This window comes from Limibacillus halophilus, from assembly GCF_014191775.1.
GTDB lineage: Bacteria > Pseudomonadota > Alphaproteobacteria > Kiloniellales > CECT-8803 > Limibacillus > Limibacillus halophilus.
The window spans coordinates 91569-112131 of record NZ_JACHXA010000008.1 but is presented as its reverse complement, the minus strand read 5'-3'; the positions used below and the strand labels follow the sequence as shown (position 1 = coordinate 112131).

Genomic DNA, 20563 nt, shown 5'->3' with positions numbered 1-20563 from the left:
CGGCACTCGACTTGGGAGGCAGGCTTCAGGCATGCTGCTGACATCATGAGCGCCGATTCCTCCACACCGATCAAACACCTCTATCTCGTCGATGGTTACGGGTATCTCTTCCGGGCTTTCTTCGCCATGCCCTCGATCACCCGCAAGGACGGTACGCCGACCGGGGCCGCCTATGGCTTCTGCAACATGCTGGTCAAGCTGCTCCGCGAGAGCGACGCCGATGCCATGCTGGTCACCTTCGACGCCTCGGGGCCGACTTTCCGCAACGAGATCTACCCGAAATACAAGGCCAACCGCGACGAGACGCCGGAAGACCTGATTCCGCAGTTTCCGATGGTGCGCGAGGCGGCGGCGGCTTTTGGCCTGCAAAGTCTGGAGCTGACGGGCTACGAGGCCGACGACATCATCGCCACCGTCGCCCGTCAGGCGGTCGAGCGGGGTATCCAGGTCACGGTCGTTTCCTCCGACAAGGATCTGATGCAGCTCGTCCGGCCCGGTGTCTCCATGCTCGATCCGATGAAGAACCGTCCGATCGGTCCCGACGAGGTTTTGGAGAAGTTCGGCGTCTCGCCGGACAAGGTGGTGGACGTGCAGTCCCTGGCCGGAGACTCCACCGACAACGTGCCGGGCGTGCCGGGCATCGGCATCAAGACCGCCGCACAGTTGATCGGCGAATACGGCTCGCTGGAGGCGTTGCTGGAGCGCGCCGCCGAGATCAAGCAACCCAAGCGCCGCGAGAACTTGATCGCCTTTGCCGAGCAGGCGCGCATCAGCCGCCGTCTGGTGGAGCTGACCGACGCCGCGCCGGTCGAAGTCGAATGGGGTCGCCTGGCCCTGCATGAACCGGACCCGGAAACCTTGCGGGCCTTCCTGGACAAGTACGAGTTCCGCAGTCTAAAGGCCCGGCTTGCCGAGCAGTTGGAGGCGGGTGATCTGGTGCCGGACGAACGCGAGCCTGCCAAGGTGGGCGCCGTCGAGGCGTCCCGTGAGGATGGCGCTGTACCGTCGCCTGAAAGCAGCGGGCCCAGTTACGAACTTGTTTGCGACCTGGAGAGCCTGGATCGCTGGGTTGCGGAGGCGCGGGAAGCTGGGTTGGTGGCGGTCGATACCGAGACGACTGGCCTTGATCCCATGCGCGACCTGATGGTCGGCATCAGTCTCGCGATTCGGCCGGGCCGGGCCTGCTACATCCCCTTGCGGCATGGGCTGCTGCAACATGAAAGCGACCAACTGCAATTGGGTGAGGAGACGCAGCAGGCTGCACCCAAGCAGATCGCGGTCGCCGATGCCATCGCACGGTTGAAACCCCTGCTGGAGGCGCCTTCGGTGCTGAAGGTCGGGCAGAACATCAAGTTCGACATGCTGGTTTTCGCCCGCGAGGGTGTCTGGCTGCATCCCATCGATGACACGATGCTGCTGTCCTACGTGCTGGAGGGCGGTGCCCATGGGCACGGGATGGACGAGTTGGCGAACCTGCACCTGGGCCATACCACGATCAAATTCGACGAGGTCACCAAGCAAGGCCGCCAACGGATTACCTTCGATCAGGTGCCGCTGGACAAGGCGCTGGACTATGCCGCCGAGGATGCGGAGGTCACGCTGCGCCTGCATCAGGCGCTCAAGCCGCGGCTGCGCGTCGAGCGTCTGGCGACGGTCTATGAAACCCTGGATCGCCCGCTGGTGCCGGTCCTGGCGGAGATGGAACGCTGCGGCATCAAGGTGGACCGCGATATTCTGCGGCGCTTCTCCAATGACTTTGCGCAGCGGATCGAAGCGCTCGAAGAGCAAATCTATATCCTGGCCGGAAAGCGCTTCACCATCGGCTCGCCCAAGCAGCTTGGGGAAATTCTGTTCGACGAGATGGGGTTGGAGACCGGACGCAAGACCAAGGGCGGCGCGCCGGGTACCGGGGCCGAGATTCTTCAGGGTCTGGCCAACCAGGGGCATGACCTTCCCGCCCGGGTGCTGGATTGGCGGCAGCTGTCGAAACTGAAATCCACCTACACGGACGCGCTGCAGAATCAGATTCACCCGGAAACCGGCCGCGTCCACACGACTTTCAGTCAGGCGGTGGCCTCGACCGGGCGGTTGTCGTCGAACGACCCCAATCTGCAGAACATCCCGATCCGCACCGAAGAGGGGCGCAAGATTCGCACCGCCTTCATCGCGGAGAAGGGTTGCAAGCTGCTGTCGGTCGACTACAGCCAGATCGAATTGCGCCTGACCGCCCATATTGCCGAGGTCGAGAGCCTGCGGCAGGCCTTCGCCGAAGGACAGGATATTCACGCCATCACCGCCAGCCAGGTCTTTGGCGTTCCCCTGGCGGAGATGACACCGGAGGTCCGCCGTCAGGCCAAGGCCATCAATTTCGGCATCATCTACGGCATCTCGCCCTTTGGGCTGGCGCAGAACCTCGGGATCGCGCAAGCCGATGCCAAGGCTTATATCGAGGCCTACTTCGAGCGCTACCCAGGCATTCGCGATTATATGGAGAGCACCAAGGCCCTGGCTCGCGAACAGGGTTATGTCACCACTCTTTTTGGGCGGCGCATCCATGTGCCGGGCATCAAGGACGGCAATCCGGCGCGCCGTAATTTTTCCGAACGGGCCGCCATCAACGCGCCGATCCAGGGAACCGCAGCAGACATCATCAAGCGCGCCATGATCCGCTTGCCTGACGCCTTGAAGGAGGCAGGGTTGGGCGCGCGCATGCTGCTGCAGGTGCATGACGAACTGTTGTTCGAAGTGGCCGAGGCGGAGATGGAAGAAACCGCAGCCCTGGTCAAACAGGTGATGGAACAGGCGCCCCAACCGGCGGTCACGCTCGACGTTCCTCTGGTAGCCGATGTAGGGATCGGCGACGACTGGGCCGCAGCGCACTGACAACAAGGAACAGCCATGACGGCAAAGACCATCGAATACTTCTATTCCGTGGCCTCGGGATACAGCTACCTGGGTGCGGGCCGGTTTTACGACCTTGCTGCGCGTTCGGGCAGACAGGTGATTCATCGCCCGGTTTATCTGCGTATCGTGTTGGAGCGGACAGGGGCGACCCAGTTCCAGGATCGCCATCCGGCACGCATCCGGCAGATGGTCGAAGACTTGGGGACGACCGGGGCCTACCACGGCATCCCCATCAATTCCGACCCCTCGCACCACTATGACAATATCGAGGTGGCGGCGGGCATGGCGGCAACCTTGATCCTGCAGGGCCGTGACCCGGCCATGCTGTCATTTTTGATGCAGCAAGCCCTGTGGCGCGACGACCGCAGTTTGGCCGATACGACCGTTCTGGACGACTTGGCGTCCCAAGCGGGGCTCGACGGTCCGGCGCTCAGGGCCGAGGCAAGGGGCGAGGCCGCGCAGGACCTCTTGCAGAAGAACTCCCTGGAGGCCGCCGAACGCGGCATCATCGGCGCGCCAACTTATATCGTCGAGGGCCGCGCCCTCTTCGGTCAGGACCGCTTGCATCATCTGGAAGCCATCCTGGCAGAGAGACTCTAAGATAGGCTTGCTCGGCTGCTTGATGACATGACGATTTGCGGAAAATCGACTGCCGAGGCCACAAGACTGTCATGGTAGCCGTGCTAAGCAACCGGGTGTCGCGGAGCGAGTGCCGCCATTGGGCGATTGTGAGGGCGTAGGGTGCATCTGATAGCTGGACAGTTGATTGCCTTGTGTGGTCACATCCAAAACGATCGTGACAGTATTGTTACGGCAAAAAGTCACCGCACCCGCAGCCGCCTCCCCTCGTCGGGATCCCCCGAGGCCCTCGCGGTATAGAGTGACGTATTGGGAAACGCCGAATAGAAGGAGGCAAAGGATGTCTTTCAAGAAACGACTGATGACGGGTGCGCTTGCAACCCTGATGTCGGCCGCCGGTCTGGCCGGGGCCGCGAATGCCGCAACGGAGATTCAGTGGTGGCATGCTTTTACGGGCCGTCTGGGTGATCTGCTGGCCAAGCAGGTTGAGGACTACAATGCCTCGCAGTCGGACTACGTGGTCGTCGCCACCAACAAGGGCAACTATTCGGAAACGCTAAACGCCGGCATAGCCGCGTTCCGCGCAGGCGAGCAGCCGCATATCCTGCAGGTGTTCGAAGTAGGAACGGCAACGATGATGTCCGCGAAGGGCGCCATCAAACCCGTTTACGAGGTGATGGCCGAATCCGGTCTGCCCTTCGATCCCAATGCCTATCTGGCTGCGGTCGCGGGTTACTATACCACTACCGACGGTCAGATGCTGTCGCTGCCGTACAACAGTTCAACGCCGGTCCTCTACATCAACAAGGACGCCTTGAAGACCGCAGGGTTGGACCCTGAAACCAAACCCAAGACCTGGGGCGAAGTCGAGACCGTCCTGACGGCCCTGAAGGCATCGGGCAGCGCTTGTCCCTTGACCACGGCTTGGCAGAGCTGGGTGCATCTGGAAAATCTCAGCGCCTATCACAACGTGCCGTTTGCGACAAAGGACAACGGCTTTGCCGGTGTTGACACGGAATTGGCCTTCAACAGTCCCGTGCAAGTCAAGCACATCGATACCTTGGGCCGCTGGGCCAAGGACGGACTGTTCATCTATAGCGGTCGCCGGAACGAGGGCGGCGCGCGCTTCCGTTCGGGCGAATGCGCGCTCTTCACCGAGTCTTCGGCGGGTTATGCCGGCGTGAAGGCCGAGGCGCAGTTCCCCTTTGCGGTCGTGAATCTGCCCTATTGGGATGATGTGGCGGGCGCACCGCAGAACACCATCATCGGCGGCGCGTCGCTTTGGGTAATGGCCGGACATGAGGGCGAGGAGTACAAGGGCGTTGCGGATTTCTTCAACTTCCTTTCCTCTGCGGAAGTTCAGGCGGATTGGCATCAGAATACAGGCTATCTGCCGATTACCACGGCGGCCTATGAGCTGACCAAATCGCAAGGCTTCTACGAGACCAGCCCCGGTACCGACATCGCCATCCTGCAGATGACCGGTAAGGCGCCGACCGGCAACTCGAAGGGCCTGCGTCTGGGCAGCTTCGACCAGATTCGCGGCATTATCGACGAGGAGCTGGAAGGTGTTTGGTCCGGCAGCAAGTCGGCCCAAGAAGCCCTCGATGCTGCCGTCGAGCGCGGCAACCAGCTTCTACGCCGCTTCGAGCAGGCCAACCGCTAACGGACAGGCGGGCATAACGGCGCGGGATAGCCACTCCGGTTCATCTCGCGCCGTCGCCCTTTCCTGTTCCACTGGTCACGGGCTGGGGACGCAAGAACCGTGCAAAAGCGAGTCATTTTTCAGAACAAGGGGCTGCCTTACCTGCTGCTCTTGCCCCAACTCGTCATAACGGCGCTGTTTTTTCTCTGGCCGGCCGGACAAGCGATTTACCAGTCAGCCTTCATCCCGGACCCCTTCGGCTTGAAATCCCAGTTTGTCGGTCTGGGGAACTTCGAGTTTCTGCTGGGCGACCGCTACTATCTGGAATCCTTTCGCACGACGGCGGTTTTCAGCCTGCTGGTCGCGGCCGTCTCCATGGGGTTGGCGCTGCTGATGGCCGTCCTGGCGGACCGTGTGATCAAAGCCGCCATGGTTTACCGCACCCTTTTGATTTGGCCTTACGCTGTGGCACCGGCGATCGCGGGCGTCCTCTGGCTTTTCCTCTTCAATCCCTCCATTGGACTAGTTGCCTACTATCTCAAGCAGATGGGGTACGACTGGAACCACGTGCTCAACGGCGACGAGGCCATGGCGCTGGTGGTGGTGGCCGCTTCCTGGAAGCAGATCAGCTATAACTTTCTATTCTTCCTGGCGGGCCTGCAGGCCATACCGCGCAGCCTGCTGGAAGCCGCCGCGATTGACGGCGCGGGTGCCTGGCGGCGCTTCTGGACCATCGTCTTTCCGCTGCTGTCGCCGACCACTTTCTTTCTGCTGGTGGTTAACTTGGTGTACGCCTTCTTCGACACTTTCGGCATCATCCATACGGTGACGGCAGGCGGGCCCGAGCGCAGCACGATGATCCTCGTTTACAAGGTTTTCGCGGACGGTTTCGTCGGCCAGGACCTGGGGTCGTCGGCGGCCCAGTCGGTCATCCTGCTGTTGGTCGTGGGCCTTCTCACCGTCGTGCAGTTCCGCTTCATCGAGCGGCGCGTCCATTATTGAGGAGCGCGAGAACATGAACGGTGCGGGCATGGTGGAAAAACGGGGATGGGGACTCTGGCTGACCCACGTCCTGCTTTTGCTTGGCGTTGCGCTGGTCTGCTTTCCGATCTACGTCACCCTGGTGGCCTCGACGGTCACGCAACAGGATATCGTTCAGCCGCCGCTGCCTCTGATCCCCGGCAGCCATGCCATAGAGAACTACTCCAAGGCCTTATGGTCCGGTGTGAACACGCCGGTCTGGCGCATGCTGATGAACTCGACCGTCATGGCGCTTGGCATAACCGTTGGCAAGATCATCATTTCGCTGCTGTCGGCCTATGCCATCGTCTATTTCCGCTTTCCGGGACGCAGCTTCTGTTTTTGGACGATTTTCCTGACGCTCATGCTGCCGGTCGAGGTACGCATCGTGCCGACTTATGAGGTGGTCGCAGGCTTTGGACTTCTGAACAGTTATGCGGGTCTGACTCTACCCCTCATTGCCTCAGCGACCGCGACCTTCCTGTTTCGCCAGTTCTTCATGACGGTACCCGATGAACTGGTCGAGGCCGCAAGGATCGACGGGGCAGGGCCCGTGCGTTTTTTCTTCGATGTGCTTCTGCCGCTTAGTCGTACAAACATTGCGGCCCTCTTCGTGATCCTCTTCATCTACGGCTGGAACCAATATCTCTGGCCGTTGCTCGTCACGACCGACCCGGCCATGAACACCATCGTCATGGGCATCAAGCAAATGATCTCCTCGGGCGATGACTGGACCGAATGGCCGGTCGTGATGGCAACTGCGATCCTTGCCATGCTGCCGCCGGTAGCCGTGGTGGTTTTCATGCAACGGCTCTTCGTCAAGGGCCTTGTCGAGACGGAGAAATAAGAGGCGCCCATGGCAGAAATCAGCCTGAGAAACGTCCGCAAGAGCTATGGCTCCACCGAAGTCATTCATGGCATCGATATGGAAATTGCCGATGGTGAGCTGATCGTCATCGTCGGGCCTTCAGGCTGCGGCAAGTCCACACTGCTGCGCATGGTTGCTGGTCTGGAGCAGATCACTGGCGGAGAGATCGCCATCGGCGGACGGGTCGTCAACGCCCTGGAGCCCAAGGACCGCGATATCGCCATGGTGTTCCAGAACTACGCGCTCTATCCACACATGACGGTCTTTGCCAACATGGCCTATGGCCTGAAGATCGCGGGTAAGTCCAAGGCCGATATCCAGGAGCGCGTCACCAAGGCGGCACGGCTGTTGAAGCTGGAGGAGTTGCTCGACCGCAAGCCGCGTCAATTATCCGGTGGTCAGCGCCAGCGCGTCGCCATGGGCCGCGCCATTGTGCGCGATCCGTCAGCTTTCCTTTTCGACGAGCCGCTTTCCAATCTGGACGCCAAGTTGCGGGTGCAGATGCGTCTGGAGATCAAGCAATTGCAGCGCCGTCTGGAAACCACGTCACTCTATGTGACCCACGATCAGGTGGAAGCCATGACGCTGGCTGACCGGCTGATCGTCATGAACGCCGGTATCGCCGAGCAGATTGGCCGTCCTCTGGATGTCTACGCGCGGCCCGAGAGCGTTTTTGTCGGCGGTTTCATCGGCTCGCCCGCCATGAATTTCCTGACCGCGCAGGTGACCGGCGACGGCCGTGGGTTGGCGTTAAGCGACGGGCCTCAACTGAACGTCCCTGAATTGGCCTTGGGCGATCACGCAGGACGTGCCGTTACCGTGGGGATCAGGCCGGAAGATCTAGAGCCTGTCGGGGCGGGCACGGACGGAGCGTTCTCACTCAAGGTTGCCTTGATAGAGGAATTGGGAGCGGACAGCCTTGTCCATGGACTGCTTTCCGGCGGCGGCCCGGAAGCAACCCTGACCGCCCGCTTGCCGGGTGGCCATGGATTGACCGAGGGAGACAGTCTGACGGTCGCGCCGCGCCCGCAGGCGCTGCACCTCTTCGACCATGACAGCGGGCGGCGTCTACCGAACCTCTAGCCTTTCCAGCAGCAACACTGTCGACCCGCTCTCCCTGCCCTGCTTTTGGGCAGGTGGTTGTTGATGTGACAAGTTAATACACTTTTCTTGTGGTTTTGTTGTCGTTGTTTCTTGTAGTTTGTCGGCCGTAATACCATGCGGGCTGCTGAGACTGCGGCCTTTCCCCGACAAGCGACAAGGATCGTATGACTATGAAAGAGTTTCTGGCCGCCTTCATGGCGGAGGAGGAGACGCGCCGGCAGCGGGCTGAGAAGACCCTGGGCCAGGCGCTGGCGCAGCCCAAGCGGGCGGATGGCACGCGGGGCCGCGCGCCCGAGGTCATGCAGGCGCTCGAGCGCGGCGACGCTCTGGGTGCGGAACAGGGTAGCCCTGCCGATCTGTCCCTCAAGATGAACCGCCAGTTGCTGGACAAGGCCCGCGCGCCCCAGGACCGCATCGGCGAAGAGCAGCGCCGGGCGCTGGCCCGTGACGGCTTTGCCTTTGGGCCCCGCGGGGCTTTGCTTTTCGATCCGGCCTCTCCTCAGGGTGAGGGTCAGGAGCGCTCCAGCAACCCGCTTAACCTGACGCCGGGCCGGGGCCTGCGGGAGGGCGGCGCGCAGCGGGGTATCCTCTCGGGCCTGGCCAAGGACGCCGGCGCGCGCTTTACCCCGAACAGCCGCGAACGCCTGGCCCGCAAGACCGCCTTCCGGCAAGGGCTGAGCCAGACCGACGAGGCGGAGTTCGCGGCCACCGGCAAGCTCCTGGACGAAGGCATGACGGCCTTGCGCAGCCGCAGGGCGGCCTCCAACGACGGACTGGAGCGCAAGGGTCTGGCCATCATGGAGGAAGACCTGGGCGAGATGGAAACCGACTTCGCCCGCGAGAAGCAAATCCGTGAAACCTCCGTGCCGTCGCGGTCATCGTCCCCTGACTTTGATGCCACACGCAACGAGGCACCAGCCCAGGCCGATGCGCAAGATCAGGAGAATAGGCGCAAGCCGGACCCGGAAACGGCGCTATCGACCCTGGAGGCCCTTGAGCAGGAGCGCCAGAAGGAATTGAACCGCATCCAATCTTCCGGTGCAGCCGATCCCAAGGCCTTTGGAGATGCGCGGCGACGCTTCGATGAGGCGCAGCAAGCTGTCGTAGACGATTTGGAGGAGCGCGGTCTGCGGTTGCCAGGCGATGATAACCTTCGCTCCAGCGACAAGGGACCAGACTATGCGGCGGCGGTTCTAGCGCCGCACCTGGAGCGGGCCAGCCAGAAGGAGGCAGAGGCGGCCCAGTTGGACAGCACCACGGCCTTTTTGAAGGAGGGTACCTCGGCCGACCCCAGCGCGCAGGACCGCGAGGCGCGGGGCACGCAACGCGCTGCGGCCGATGCAGCTTCGACAGCGGAAAGGATAACGAAGCTCAACGAAAATGCTCTTAAAGTCGCTGAAACTCATGAGGACCTTGGCAACTCTTCCACCGCGGCCCGCCGGGCGCGACAAAAGGCACGCGCGGTGCGCGCGGCGCTAGAGGCCGATGAGGCCAAGGGGGTTTCCGGTGATGCGTTGGAGCGTCATCGCGAAGCTTTGGGCCAGGCCGAGGCCGAGGTCAAGAGCCGTGAAGCGGCCGAAGCGGCGGCTAAGCGGCGGCATGAGGAGGCTTTGCGGCCCATCGAGAATCTGGAACTGGCGCAGAACCTGGGCGAACGCATCGAAAAGGAGGGCCTTGGCGCGGTGGTCAAGGTCTGGGAGCGGGCCGCTGAAGCAACTGTCGCCGGGGCCGCCACCAGTGCGGCCCTGGCTGCAGGCACGGGCACGGGCGTCGCGGGTGGCGCGGCGCTCGGCGGCGTGACAGCCGGTGGTGTCGAACTGATTACCGCGGCCGTGCAGCGGCATCGCTTGGCGGACCTGCCAAAGCTGTTAGAGGAGGATCCTCTGGAAGCCGCCGCCCGGATCGACGAGCTTCGCAATATCGGGCTGGGCGGGTCGCTGGCCGACATCGCCTTGGGCGGGGTCAAGTTCAAACGCAAACCCCAAGGCGGTTTCAAGATCGAAATCGACTCCGGCGGTATCGCTGAGGGCGCGGCGGGAGTCACCGCCGAGGCGGCGCTGGAGAAAAAGCAGGCCGATGATCTTCCCTGATGCGCTAACACGCTGGTGTTCCTCATCCTTCGAGACGCGCCGTTGGCGCTCCTCAGGATGAGGGCGAGCGGGAGAACTGCGACGGGTCGAAGACGCCAGCGCCAGGAGTCTTAACCTTGGCGGACGATCAGGGATCGATGAGGTCGTGATCCAGGAGGGTCTGGACGAAGCTTTCCTCGTCCATGCCCGCCTGGACGGCCGGGTGGTAGAGCAGTTTCAAGGCCGCCAGGGCGCGGGCCTGCTGCGCCGGGCTCAAGGGCGCGGCGGTCAGATAGAAATCCGGCGTCATATGCAGCCCCAAGCCGACCAGCAGCCCCCGAAAGAGACAGTGCTCCGTCCCCGGTTCGTTCCAGAAATGCTTGGTTCTGATCTCTGTTGATTTCAGGCGGTAATCCTGAGGCACCCGGTCATCAGGAGCCTTCCTGGACCCCTTCAAACGCACCAAACTAAAGCATCCTGTTTCAAGAACCGTACTGTATTGGGATCTCCTACTGTAGAATTCGATACCGGTAGTACTCTCCTTCCAGCCGACGTAGCTGTAGATATCGCTCTCGACCGTCTTGTCCTTGATGTCCTCCAGAAAGGTGATCTCCCGGAAGGGCGGCAGGTCGGGCACCGCCCGCCAGACCAGGGCGCGCAGCGGCGTCATGGAATCGATCCTTTGCGGGCGTACCTTGCCGAGAGCGGTAAAGACGATCTCGTCCTGCTCATAGCGTTGGATGCGGTCGCCGCCGGAGCGTTCGTCGACGATGCCGGTAAAGAAAAAGGACTTTAGGTCGGCCCGAGAGAGGCGCGGCAGGCGCTCCGGGGGGCGGATCGGCGGATAGTCCTCGGCCCGTCCCGGCGCCGGCTCGATCTCATCCTTTGGCCGCAGTCCCCAGGTCGGGCCAAAGGCCTCGTCGAGCGCCGCCAGACTGCGCGCCTCCTCGGCAGAGTGCCCCGCCGCCACATAGTCGGCGATGCGCGTGCGCAGGCGTCCCTCCAACCCGTAGGCTGTGGTCAGCCACAACATCAGCGGCGGAAAGCCAACCACGAAGAGTACGGCAAAGGTTCCGGCCCGGAATCCCGCCGCAAAGGGCCGGGTGAATGATAGGGAAAGCTCTCGCCCGTACCACCAGAGGTCAAAGACCATGTAGAGCAGCAACAGGCCATAGAGGACCGGCCACCAAGCCTGCAAAAAGGATATCACCGGTGCGATCATAAGGTGATTCTATTGCAACCTTATAGATCGCGCCAGACATAAGCGCACCGATTGCGCGTGCCGGGAGCATCGACGAATGGACCTTCGTCCAGACACTCCTCAATAACGACCTCATCGATCCTTGAAATGATACCTGTAGGGCTTCAAGCGGCGGCGTAGATTCCGGCGGCCTTCACATCCTCGTCCACGTGTGATTCGAACTGCTTGAAGTTCTCCTCGAAACGGCGCGACAGATCGCGGGCGCTCTGGTCGTAGGCGTCCTTGTTCGACCAGGTGGCGCGGGGGTCCAGCACCTCGGCCGGTACGTCCGGGCAGCTTGTCGGGACCTGCAGGCCGAACTGCGGGTGGATGGTGGTCGCCACATCGGCAAGCCGGCCGTCGAGTGCGGCCCGCACCATGGCGCGGGTGTAGCTTATCTTCATGCGCTCGCCAACACCGTAAGCGCCGCCGGTCCAACCGGTGTTGACCAGCCAGCATTTGGCGCCGGTCTTGGCCATCTTCTCGCCCAGCATCTTGGCATAAACGCTGGGGTGGCGCGGCATGAAGGGGGCACCGAAACAGGTGGAGAAGGTCGCCTGCGGCTCGTTGCCGAGGCCGCGCTCGGTTCCGGCCACGCGGGCCGTATAGCCCGATAGGAAGTGATACATGGCCTGTTCGGGCGTCAAACGGGAGATAGGCGGCAGCACGCCGAAGGCGTCGGCCGTCAGCATGATGATGTTGTCGGGTTGATTGCCCTGGCCCGAAAGCGTGACGTTGGGAATGAAGTCGATGGGATAGCTGGCCCGGGTGTTCTCGGTGTAGCGGTTGTCATCCAGATCGAGCTGTCCGGTCAGCGGGTCCATCACCACGTTTTCCAGGATGGTGCCGAAGCGGCTGGTGGTGGCGTGGATCTCCGGCTCGGCTTCCGCCGAAAGACGAATCACCTTGGCATAGCAGCCGCCTTCGAAATTGAAAACGCCGCGATCGGACCAACCGTGCTCATCATCGCCGATCAGGGTGCGATCCGGGTCCGCCGAAAGCGTCGTCTTGCCGGTCCCGGAAAGGCCGAAGAAGATCGCCGTGTCGCCGCCGCGCCCAATGTTAGCGGAGCAGTGCATGGGGAGAACATTCTTCTCGGGGAGCAGGAAGTTGAGGATCGAGAAGATGGATTTCTTGATCTCGCCCGCGTAGCGGGTGCCGCCGATCAGGATTACCCGGTCAGTGAAATTGACGACGATGAAGGTCGAGGACGTCGTGCCGTCCGTTTCCGGATCGGCTTGCAGGTGCGGAGCGTGCAGCACCGTGAAATCGGGCGTGAAGTCCTTGAGCTGATCGTGGCCTGGGCGAATGAACATGTTGCGGGCGAAAAGCGCGTGCCAGGCATTCTCCGACACCACGCGGACCTTCAGGCGATACTCCGGATCGGCTCCTGCAAAGAGGTCCTGGACGAAGAGATCGCGGGCTTGTAGGTAGGCGGCAACCTTGCCGTATAGACGACGATAGACGTTCTCGTCGGTTGCCACGTTTACCTTGCCCCACCAGATGGAACTGCGCGATTTGGCGTCCTCGACAATGAACTTGTCGTTGGGTGAGCGTCCGGTCTGATCGCCGGTCAAGGCGACGAAAGATCCGCCCTGAGCCAGATTGCCTTCGCCGCGACACAGCGCGTGTTGGACCAAGGCGGCGGCTGGAAGGTTCCAGTGCGCCGTCCGATAGTGGCCGATTCCATGAAGGTGCAGGCCATTCTGGCTGACGACGGGTCCGATATCCTTGCTGCTCACTGTCGTGGTCTCCTGAGTTACGCTTTGCCGGCTCGCGCCTATTCGCTACTGGTGCCTTTGCTCAACGGGCCAACCGGAGTTTGATCGGAGGGTGGCATCAAATTCACCCTTGGGGATTGATCCTTGGGTTATGCCCTCTGGAACTTTACCAGGCAACCATACTTATCGCTCACAGCCTCCGGTTTTCCGGAATTCTTGCCGAAAGAATACCCGCGCTTTCGAGTTCGTGCGCTCCCAACCAGTGGATACGGCCAAAGCCCGCTATCAGGTGGGCTTGTTCGATCGCCATGTTGTACAGGTGGAAATCCTTGAAATCCGCATAGGCGGCAGCGCCGCCATGACGCGCCAGGAAGACGTCGCGGGCGTCTTCCGCCAGCGCTTCGGGCACCGGCCAGAAACGGCCTAAAAGTGTTACCCGTGACGCTGAAAGCGGATCGCCCGTCGGATTGTTTTGTGTCACCAGCAGGGCGGCACGTTGGTCGGCCTGGAGATTCCTGGTGTGATCCGCAAGATCGGATAAAAGCAAAAGCGGTCCCAAGGCCTTGTGTGCCGCCAGCAATACCAGTGACGCATAGGGCCAACCGCTGCCGTCGCGGGCCAGGCCTGTCGCCAGGCTGGCGGTGCGGGCCTGCGCGAGCAGACGGGCTACTTCCTCTGCGGGACGAAACTTTGCCTTGCCTTTGTCCGTCGGGTTCATGATCTGTCGATCTCAACGCCGCGTTATGGTCGTGGGTGTGCCTAATTGGCGCCGTAATCCCATCACACTGTGGAGAATAGGAAAAGCGGGTTTATTTTTGTGGGTGAGATCATGACTATGGCGTTGGAAAGAACCAATCCCCATCTTTGGGGCAATCAAGGGGACATGACGCTCATGCAGGCAACCATCGCGCTGGTCGATGACGACCGCAACATACTGGCCTCCGTGTCCATCGCGCTGGAGGCGGAGGGCTACAAGGTCCGCACTTACAACGACGGTGCCGAGGCGCTGCGCGGAATCACCGCCAACCCGGTCGATCTGGCGATTTTGGATATCAAGATGCCTCGTATGGACGGTATGGAGCTTTTGGGCCGCTTGCGACAGGATTCCAGCCTGCCAGTCATCTTCCTGACCTCCAAGGACGAGGAGGTGGATGAGGTGTTGGGCCTGCGTATGGGGGCCGACGACTACATAAAGAAGCCCTTTTCCCAACGCTTGTTGATCGAGCGCATTCGCACCCTTCTGCGGCGCGAGAGAGCGCTGCGCGAAGGCGGGGAGGCCGTTACCGAAAAGCCGATCGCCAGGGGCGATCTGGTGCTTGATCCGAGCCGCCATCTTTGCACGTGGAAGGGCGAGGCGGTGAACCTTACCGTGACGGAATTCCTGATCCTGAAAGTGCTGGCACAGCGCCCGGGGCACGTGAAGAACCGCGATCAATTGATGGACGCGGCTTATGGAGAGTCCATCTATGTGGATGACCGCACGATCGACAGTCACATCAAACGCTTGCGAAAGAAGTTCAAGGCGGCTGATGACGATTTCTCGCAGATTGAAACCCTCTATGGGGTAGGCTACCGCTATAAGGACGCCTGATTCGCGGGAGGGGCGCGGCGCTGACCCTTTCGCTAACGGCACAGCAACAAAGACCGCGTGGTAGCGAAGGGGAAATGCTTTTAGGTCGCCATGAATTTTGTCCCGCCCGCACAGGATAAAGACCCGGTGGAGGCGTCGCGCGACGTGAAAGGCCGGCGACCCGGCAAGCGGCGCTTCAGGCCGCGCTGGCGCTCACCTCTGACGCGCCGGATTTTGGCGTTGAATTTGCTTGTGTTGGTCATCCCGGTGTTGGGATTGATGCACCTGGACGATTATCGCAAAGGTCTGATCGCGGCCGAACTTCAGGCACTGACGACGCAAGCCCGGGCCTACTCTTTTTCACTGGCAGGCGGCGCCGTCGTGGTGGCGGCCAACGGCGAACAGCGCCTCGTGGCTGAACAGGCAGCCCGGATCACCCGGCTATTGCTGGGCGATTCAACCATTCGCGCCCGCATCTTCCATCGTGAAGGCGAACTCATCGCCGATTCCTTCCGTATCGCCGGTCTGAGCAGCGGTATAGAGGTGACGGAGCTCCCGCCGCCGCGCCCGCGCAGTGGCGTCGCCGGATGGCTCAGCCGCCAGTTCGATCGCTTCATGGACCTGTTTGCCGGCCGGAGCGATCTGCCGCTGTACCGGGAGAACCGGCGCCAGACCGCCCAGGACTACGAAGAGATCGAGCGGGCCTTGCTGGGCGAGAGTACCGGTGTTGCCCGGCGCGACGGCAAGGGTGGCCTGGTTCTGTCGGTTGCCGTACCCCTGCAGCGTTACCGCCAGGTCCTGGCTGCCCTGATGCTGTCCAGCGACGGCGCCAGCATCGAGGCCGCGGTGCGCGACCGGCGAGCGGATATCCTCTGGGTCTTCGCCGTGGCAATGGCTGCAACCGTTCTGGTTTCCTTTTACCTGTCAGGCACGATCGCGCGGCCTATTCGCCAGCTGGTTGAAGCTGCGGACCAGGTGCGACGCTCCAAAAACCGGCGGGCTCAGATACCGGACTTTTCCAGACGCCGGGACGAGATCGGCGAGCTATCGGAAGCCCTGCGGGAGATGACCGAGGCGCTTTGGAACCGCATGGATGCGATCGAACGTTTCGCGGCGGACGTCTCGCACGAGATCAAGAACCCGCTGACGTCCGTGCGGAGTGCGGTGGAGACCGTTGCCCGAATCGACGATCCGACACAGCAGCGCAAGTTGATGGCGATCATCCTGGACGATGTCCAGCGCCTCGATCGGCTAATTAGCGATATTTCCGATGCTTCGCGGCTGGACGCGGAGCTAAGCCGTGCTCAGACCGAGGCTGTCGATTTGAAGCAACTCCTGAACGCGGTCTTTACCTCCTACTCTGAAACGCAAAAGGACGGGGGGCCGCGCTTCGAAATTGAGATTCAGGACGAAAAACGCGCGGGCGAGCTGACGGTTATCGGAATGGAAGGCCGACTTGGCCAGGTTTTTCGTAATCTTATGGCCAATGCCATTAGCTTCAGCCCTCCCGGCGGTCTTTTGAAAATTTCCTTACGTCGTGACGGCCAAGAAGCGGTTGTCACGGTAGAAGACGAGGGCGGCGGCATACCGGAAGGCAAGCTCGAAGCGATTTTCGACCGTTTTTACAGCGAGCGGCCAAAGGGCGAGAAGTTTGGAACACATTCCGGGCTGGGCCTTTCCATTTCCAAACAGATCGTGGAGGCGCACGGTGGGGTGATCCGGGCCAACAACCGCCTGGATTCCTCAGGGGAGGTCTGCGGAGCGTGCTTTGAGGTCCGCCTGCCTCTGGAGTAAGCTGGCCGCCGGATCATAATGGGAACGGCAGCCATGAAGGAAATCCGCTTGCATGCTACCTGTCTCGCTCTGGAGGGGCGAGGTGTGTTGCTGCGTGGTCCCTCCGGGTCTGGAAAGTCGGACTTGGCGCTTCGCTTGATCGAGCAAGGTGCTCGCTTGGTTGCCGACGATCAGACCATTCTCACCAGGGAGGCCGATGTTTTGATGGCCCGCGCACCGGATAATATCGCGGGACAGTTGGAAGTGCGCGGCATCGGCATACGCCCAGTGCCAAGCCTCTCTCGGACACCTGTAGACCTTATGGTGGATCTCGTCGGGCCGGGTGCCGTCGAGCGCTTGCCCGAACCCAGCAGCGAGACCGTCTTGGACTTGCCATTACCAAGATTGGCCCTGGATCCCTTCGCGGCTTCGGCGCCGGCAAAACTGCGGGTAGCGCTTCGCAGCTTGGGTCCGACGCAAACACCGGCGGATACCATGAAGCGGTCGGATGCTCAGGTTGTGGTTCTGGTCACGGGCCTTTCCGGGGCAGGCCGCAGCACGGCCTTGCATATTCTTGAGGACGCCGGCTTCGAGGCGATGGATAATTTGCCCACGCGGCTGTTGGAGCGCGCCATCCGCGGCAGCGACGGAATGCGCCCCTTGGCCATCGGCATGGATATGCGCACACGCGATTTCATGGCGCAGCGGTTCCTTGAGGCACTAGATCTGTTGATGCGCGATGCGGCAATCTCGCTGTCGCTGATTTTCCTGGAATGCGACGATGATGCGCTGATAAAGCGCTTTACCGAAACACGGCGGCGCCATCCCCTGGCCAAGGAGCGCCCGCTTGCAGACGGCATCGCCGCCGAGCGGCAGATGCTGGCGCCCTTGCGGGAGCGGGCAACCCACCATATCGATACGACCGGCCTGAAAACCGTGGATTTGGCAAGAATTCTGTCCGGTTTGCTTGGTTTGGAGAGTGGTGGGGGTCTCGTGCTCCACATCACCTCATTTTCATATAGGCAGGGCTTGCCACGCGAGGCGGATCTGGTATTCGACGTGCGGTTTTTACGCAACCCGCACTATGAAAACGGACTTCGCCATCTCAGCGGCCTGGAACCGGAAGTGGCGGCTTTTGTGGAGGGCGATCCGTCCTTCGGGGATTTCTTTGCGCGGTTGACGGACTTGATTGGCCCGCTGCTTCCACGCTACGAAGCCGAAGGCAAAAGCTATCTGACGATTGCGATTGGCTGCACAGGTGGGCAACATCGCTCAGTTGCGGTCGCGGAACGTTTGGCAGCATGGTTGTCGGTGCAAGGTCGCGCGGTATCCGTTGGGCACCGCGATTTGCCGGATGGCCGCGCCGGAATGCGGTCTGTTGAAGCCAAGGTCGGAAAGGCCTGATAGGAATTGATCCGCCGGGAAGCAAGGAAGAGAAAATAGATATGATAGGTATCGTTCTTGTCACCCATGGCCGGTTGGCCAAGGAGTTCATTTCTGCATTGGAACATGTGATCGGCAAGCAGGAGGGCGTGGCCGCGGTCTGTATCGGACCGGATGACGACATGGAGGAACGACGCGCCGAGATTCTGCAGCGCATCGCCGATGTCGATAAAGGAAAGGGGGTCGTTCTGCTGACGGATATGTTCGGCGGCACCCCGTCCAATCTTGCCATCTCGGTGATGCAAGTCGGCCAGATCGAGGTTGTTGCAGGCGTCAATCTGCCGCTTTTGATCAAGCTCGGCGAACTGCGAAAATCTAAACCACTGCAAGAGGCGGTTGCCGAAGCGCAGGAAGCAGGACGCAAGTATATTCACGTTGCTTCGCATCTGATGCCCGGCGCACAGCGTGCAAAGGCGTGATGATGCATGGCTGAGAAGTCCGAGATTTGTCAGCGTGTGACGATCTGCAACCAACGGGGATTGCATGCCCGGGCTGCGGCCAAGTTTGTCAAGCTTGCAGGCAGCTACGAGGCGGAGATCGTCGTTATTAAGGACGGCACCGAGGTGCCTGGTCGCTCCATCATGGGGCTCATGATGTTGGCGGCGGCGCCGGGGACCGAGATTGAACTGAGAGGCCGGGGTGGCGATGCCGAACAGGCGGTCGTGGCACTGACCCAACTGGTGCTTGATAGATTCAATGAGGAATAACAGAGGCGATAGACCGGAACGCGACGAGATTGTCTTCGAGGGTTTGGCCGCCTCCCCCGGAGTGGCGATCGGCTTGGCTCACTTGCGCGAAAGCCGGTCTCTGAAGGTTGTTGAGTATCTAATCGCCAAGCCGCAGGTCGCCGCCGAGATCAACCGGTTCCGTGGCGCGGTGGCAAAGGCGGGCCGACAGTTGATGAAGGTGCGCTCCAAAGCCAGCGATTTGCATGGCACTGCGGCAGAGGAACTCGGCTATCTGTTGGATGCACACCTGCAGATGCTCGATTCCTCGCGCCTGCTGAGTGGTGTGACGCAGCGTATAGAAAATGAGCGCCGCAATGCTGAATCGGCAGTTTGGGTCGAGATCGAGAGCCTCGCCACCCAGTTCGAAGCCATCGACGATGCCTATTTGAAGTCTCGTGCCGCCGAAGTGCGGGAGGTCGGGAACCGAATCATCCGCAATCTGGCCTCTAGCGATTTTGCGAGCTTCAGCGATCTGGAAGAAGGCAGCATTATCCTGGGTGAGGAAATCACTCCGGCCGATACCGCCCTGATGGACCCTAAACGCGTCGGCGGGTTTGCGACGCTGGTGGGTGGCACCGAAGGGCACACAGCGATCATGGCGCGTTCCCTCGGCTTGCCGGCGGTGCTTGGCTGCACCGGTTTGTTGCAGGAGGCCTGCCCGGGAGACCAGGTGATTGTCGACGGATCGCGCGGTCTCGTGATTCTCAATCCCTCGCAAGGTCGCCTGAAGGATTATCTGCGCCAGCGGGAAGCCTATCGGGCCGAAGCGGTGGCGTTGATGAAGCTGCGCCACCTGGCGGCGGAGACCACAGATGGTCTGCGGGTCGTATTGCAAGCAAACCTGGAGATGCCGCGCGATGCGGCGCAGGCAGTCATGGCCGGTGCCGAGGGCGTCGGCTTGCTGCGCACAGAGTTCCTGTTCATGAATCGCGACGACTTGCCGGATGAGGAAGAGCAATACGAAACGCTGCGCGAAATCATGGAGGGGATGGGTGGACGCCCGGTAACGGTGCGCACGTTGGATGTCGGCGGAGAAAAACTTGCGTCAGCTATAAGCCGTAGGCATGGGGAAAGCGCGAACCCGGCCTTGGGATTGCGCGCCGTTCGTTTGGGATTGCGCGAGCCCGAACTGATGGAAACGCAAATTGCCGCCATTCTGCGCGCCAGTGCCCATGGACCGTTGCGTATTCTGTTGCCGATGATCTCGGCACGTGAAGAGGTGGAAGCCGTTCGCATGGTGATCGGTCGTGTGGCTGATCGCCTGCGCGCGCAGGGCAGACAGCTACCCGATCGCTTGCCGCCTCTGGGTGTGATGATCGAGGTTCCCGGTGCGGCGCTGGCCGCAGACACCCTGGCCGATGTCAGCGACTTCTTTGCGTTGGGAACCAATGATCTGACCATGTACACGCTGGCCATAGACCGGGGCGATGAGCGGTTGGCGCACCTGTATAACCCACTGCACCCGGCTGTACTGCGACTTCTCCAGTTCACCATCGAGGCGGCGCGCAGGGCCTCCATTCCGCTTTCGGTTTGCGGCGAGATTGCCGGTGATCCGCGTTATGCGCCTTTGCTGCTGGGACTCGGTGTGCGCGAGTTATCGATGGCCTCGGCTGCTTTGCCCAGGGTCAAAGCCCGTATCCGCGAGCTTTGCCTGACGGAGGCCGTGGATTGTGCCGCTGCGGTCATGCGTCAGCATGATAGCGCGACCATTGCTACGCTTCTCGATGGATGCGGCGCAAATCAGACCGAGCCCCTGCTGTCCGGCAAGGCCAGCTGAGCAAAGCGATTGAGCAAGACCATTTGAGTAACGGCGGCGTTTAAACGCTTGCTTGCCCTCTTGCCCTGGGACTGCGTGGCTGCTATCTCCTCTGCCGCCGAACAAATTCTCTGTTGATTAAG

16 protein-coding genes are annotated in these 20563 nt (G+C 61.4%); 13 read left to right on the top strand and 3 right to left on the bottom strand.

What is annotated here, in order from left to right; all coding sequences use genetic code 11:
• Positions 1 to 45 precede the first annotated feature (45 nt).
• From polA to FHR98_RS13470, 7 genes are all read left to right on the top strand, one after another.
• Positions 46 to 2883, top strand: coding sequence for a DNA polymerase I (polA, locus tag FHR98_RS13500; protein WP_183417235.1), 2838 nt, complete (start codon positions 46 to 48; stop codon positions 2881 to 2883).
• A gap of 15 nt (positions 2884 to 2898) precedes the next feature.
• Complete coding sequence (locus FHR98_RS13495; RefSeq protein ID WP_183417234.1) at positions 2899 to 3504, top strand: 2-hydroxychromene-2-carboxylate isomerase; 606 nt, start codon at positions 2899 to 2901, stop codon at positions 3502 to 3504.
• 319 nt (positions 3505 to 3823) lie between these two features.
• A complete protein-coding gene (gene ugpB, locus FHR98_RS13490) occupies positions 3824 to 5149 on the top strand; it encodes a sn-glycerol-3-phosphate ABC transporter substrate-binding protein UgpB (RefSeq protein WP_183417233.1) in 1326 nt (441 codons plus the stop codon).
• 99 nt (positions 5150 to 5248) lie between these two features.
• Positions 5249 to 6130, top strand: coding sequence for a sn-glycerol-3-phosphate ABC transporter permease UgpA (ugpA, locus tag FHR98_RS13485; protein WP_183417232.1), 882 nt, complete (start codon positions 5249 to 5251; stop codon positions 6128 to 6130).
• Between the two features lie 13 nt (positions 6131 to 6143).
• Complete coding sequence (gene ugpE, locus FHR98_RS13480) at positions 6144 to 6995, top strand: sn-glycerol-3-phosphate ABC transporter permease UgpE (protein ID WP_322091261.1); 852 nt, start codon at positions 6144 to 6146, stop codon at positions 6993 to 6995.
• Positions 6996 to 7004: 9 nt separating this feature from the next.
• Complete coding sequence (locus FHR98_RS13475) at positions 7005 to 8099, top strand: sn-glycerol-3-phosphate import ATP-binding protein UgpC (protein WP_183417231.1); 1095 nt, start codon at positions 7005 to 7007, stop codon at positions 8097 to 8099.
• 191 nt (positions 8100 to 8290) lie between these two features.
• Entirely contained in the window at positions 8291 to 10210 is a 1920-nt protein-coding gene (locus FHR98_RS13470; RefSeq protein WP_183417230.1) for a hypothetical protein, read from the top strand.
• Between the two features lie 127 nt (positions 10211 to 10337).
• On the opposite strand, the gene FHR98_RS13465 is transcribed toward FHR98_RS13470, so the two are convergent.
• From FHR98_RS13465 to FHR98_RS13455, 3 genes are all read right to left on the bottom strand, one after another.
• Positions 10338 to 11411: a hypothetical protein gene (locus FHR98_RS13465; RefSeq protein ID WP_183417229.1), complete on the bottom strand. Its 1074-nt coding sequence runs from the start codon at positions 11409 to 11411 to the stop codon at positions 10338 to 10340.
• A gap of 143 nt (positions 11412 to 11554) precedes the next feature.
• Positions 11555 to 13171 carry a phosphoenolpyruvate carboxykinase gene (locus FHR98_RS13460; RefSeq protein ID WP_322091260.1) on the bottom strand — a complete coding sequence of 539 codons (1617 nt, stop codon included), beginning with the start codon at positions 13169 to 13171 and terminating at the stop codon, positions 11555 to 11557.
• Between the two features lie 169 nt (positions 13172 to 13340).
• The gene (locus FHR98_RS13455; RefSeq protein WP_183417228.1) at positions 13341 to 13868 is read right to left on the bottom strand and encodes a pyridoxamine 5'-phosphate oxidase family protein; all 528 of its coding nucleotides are present in this window, start codon (positions 13866 to 13868) and stop codon (positions 13341 to 13343) included.
• A gap of 174 nt (positions 13869 to 14042) precedes the next feature.
• Here FHR98_RS13455 and FHR98_RS13450 point away from each other — a divergent pair, with 174 nt between their 5' ends.
• From FHR98_RS13450 to ptsP, 6 genes are all read left to right on the top strand, one after another.
• On the top strand, positions 14043 to 14741 hold the full coding sequence (locus FHR98_RS13450) for a response regulator transcription factor (protein ID WP_183417321.1): 699 nt from the start codon (positions 14043 to 14045) through the stop codon (positions 14739 to 14741).
• Positions 14742 to 14831: 90 nt separating this feature from the next.
• Entirely contained in the window at positions 14832 to 16514 is a 1683-nt protein-coding gene (locus tag FHR98_RS13445) for a sensor histidine kinase (protein ID WP_183417227.1), read from the top strand.
• A 33-nt stretch (positions 16515 to 16547) separates the two neighbouring features.
• Complete coding sequence (rapZ, locus tag FHR98_RS13440; protein ID WP_183417226.1) at positions 16548 to 17897, top strand: RNase adapter RapZ; 1350 nt, start codon at positions 16548 to 16550, stop codon at positions 17895 to 17897.
• Between the two features lie 41 nt (positions 17898 to 17938).
• Positions 17939 to 18355: a PTS sugar transporter subunit IIA gene (locus FHR98_RS13435; protein WP_183417225.1), complete on the top strand. Its 417-nt coding sequence runs from the start codon at positions 17939 to 17941 to the stop codon at positions 18353 to 18355.
• A gap of 6 nt (positions 18356 to 18361) precedes the next feature.
• Positions 18362 to 18643 (top strand): HPr family phosphocarrier protein, encoded by a 282-nt coding sequence (locus FHR98_RS13430; RefSeq protein ID WP_183417224.1) that lies wholly within the window; start codon positions 18362 to 18364, stop codon positions 18641 to 18643.
• On the top strand, positions 18633 to 20441 hold the full coding sequence (gene ptsP, locus FHR98_RS13425) for a phosphoenolpyruvate--protein phosphotransferase (protein ID WP_183417223.1): 1809 nt from the start codon (positions 18633 to 18635) through the stop codon (positions 20439 to 20441). Before FHR98_RS13430 ends, ptsP begins: the two co-directional genes overlap by 11 nt.
• Positions 20442 to 20563: the final 122 nt, after the last annotated feature.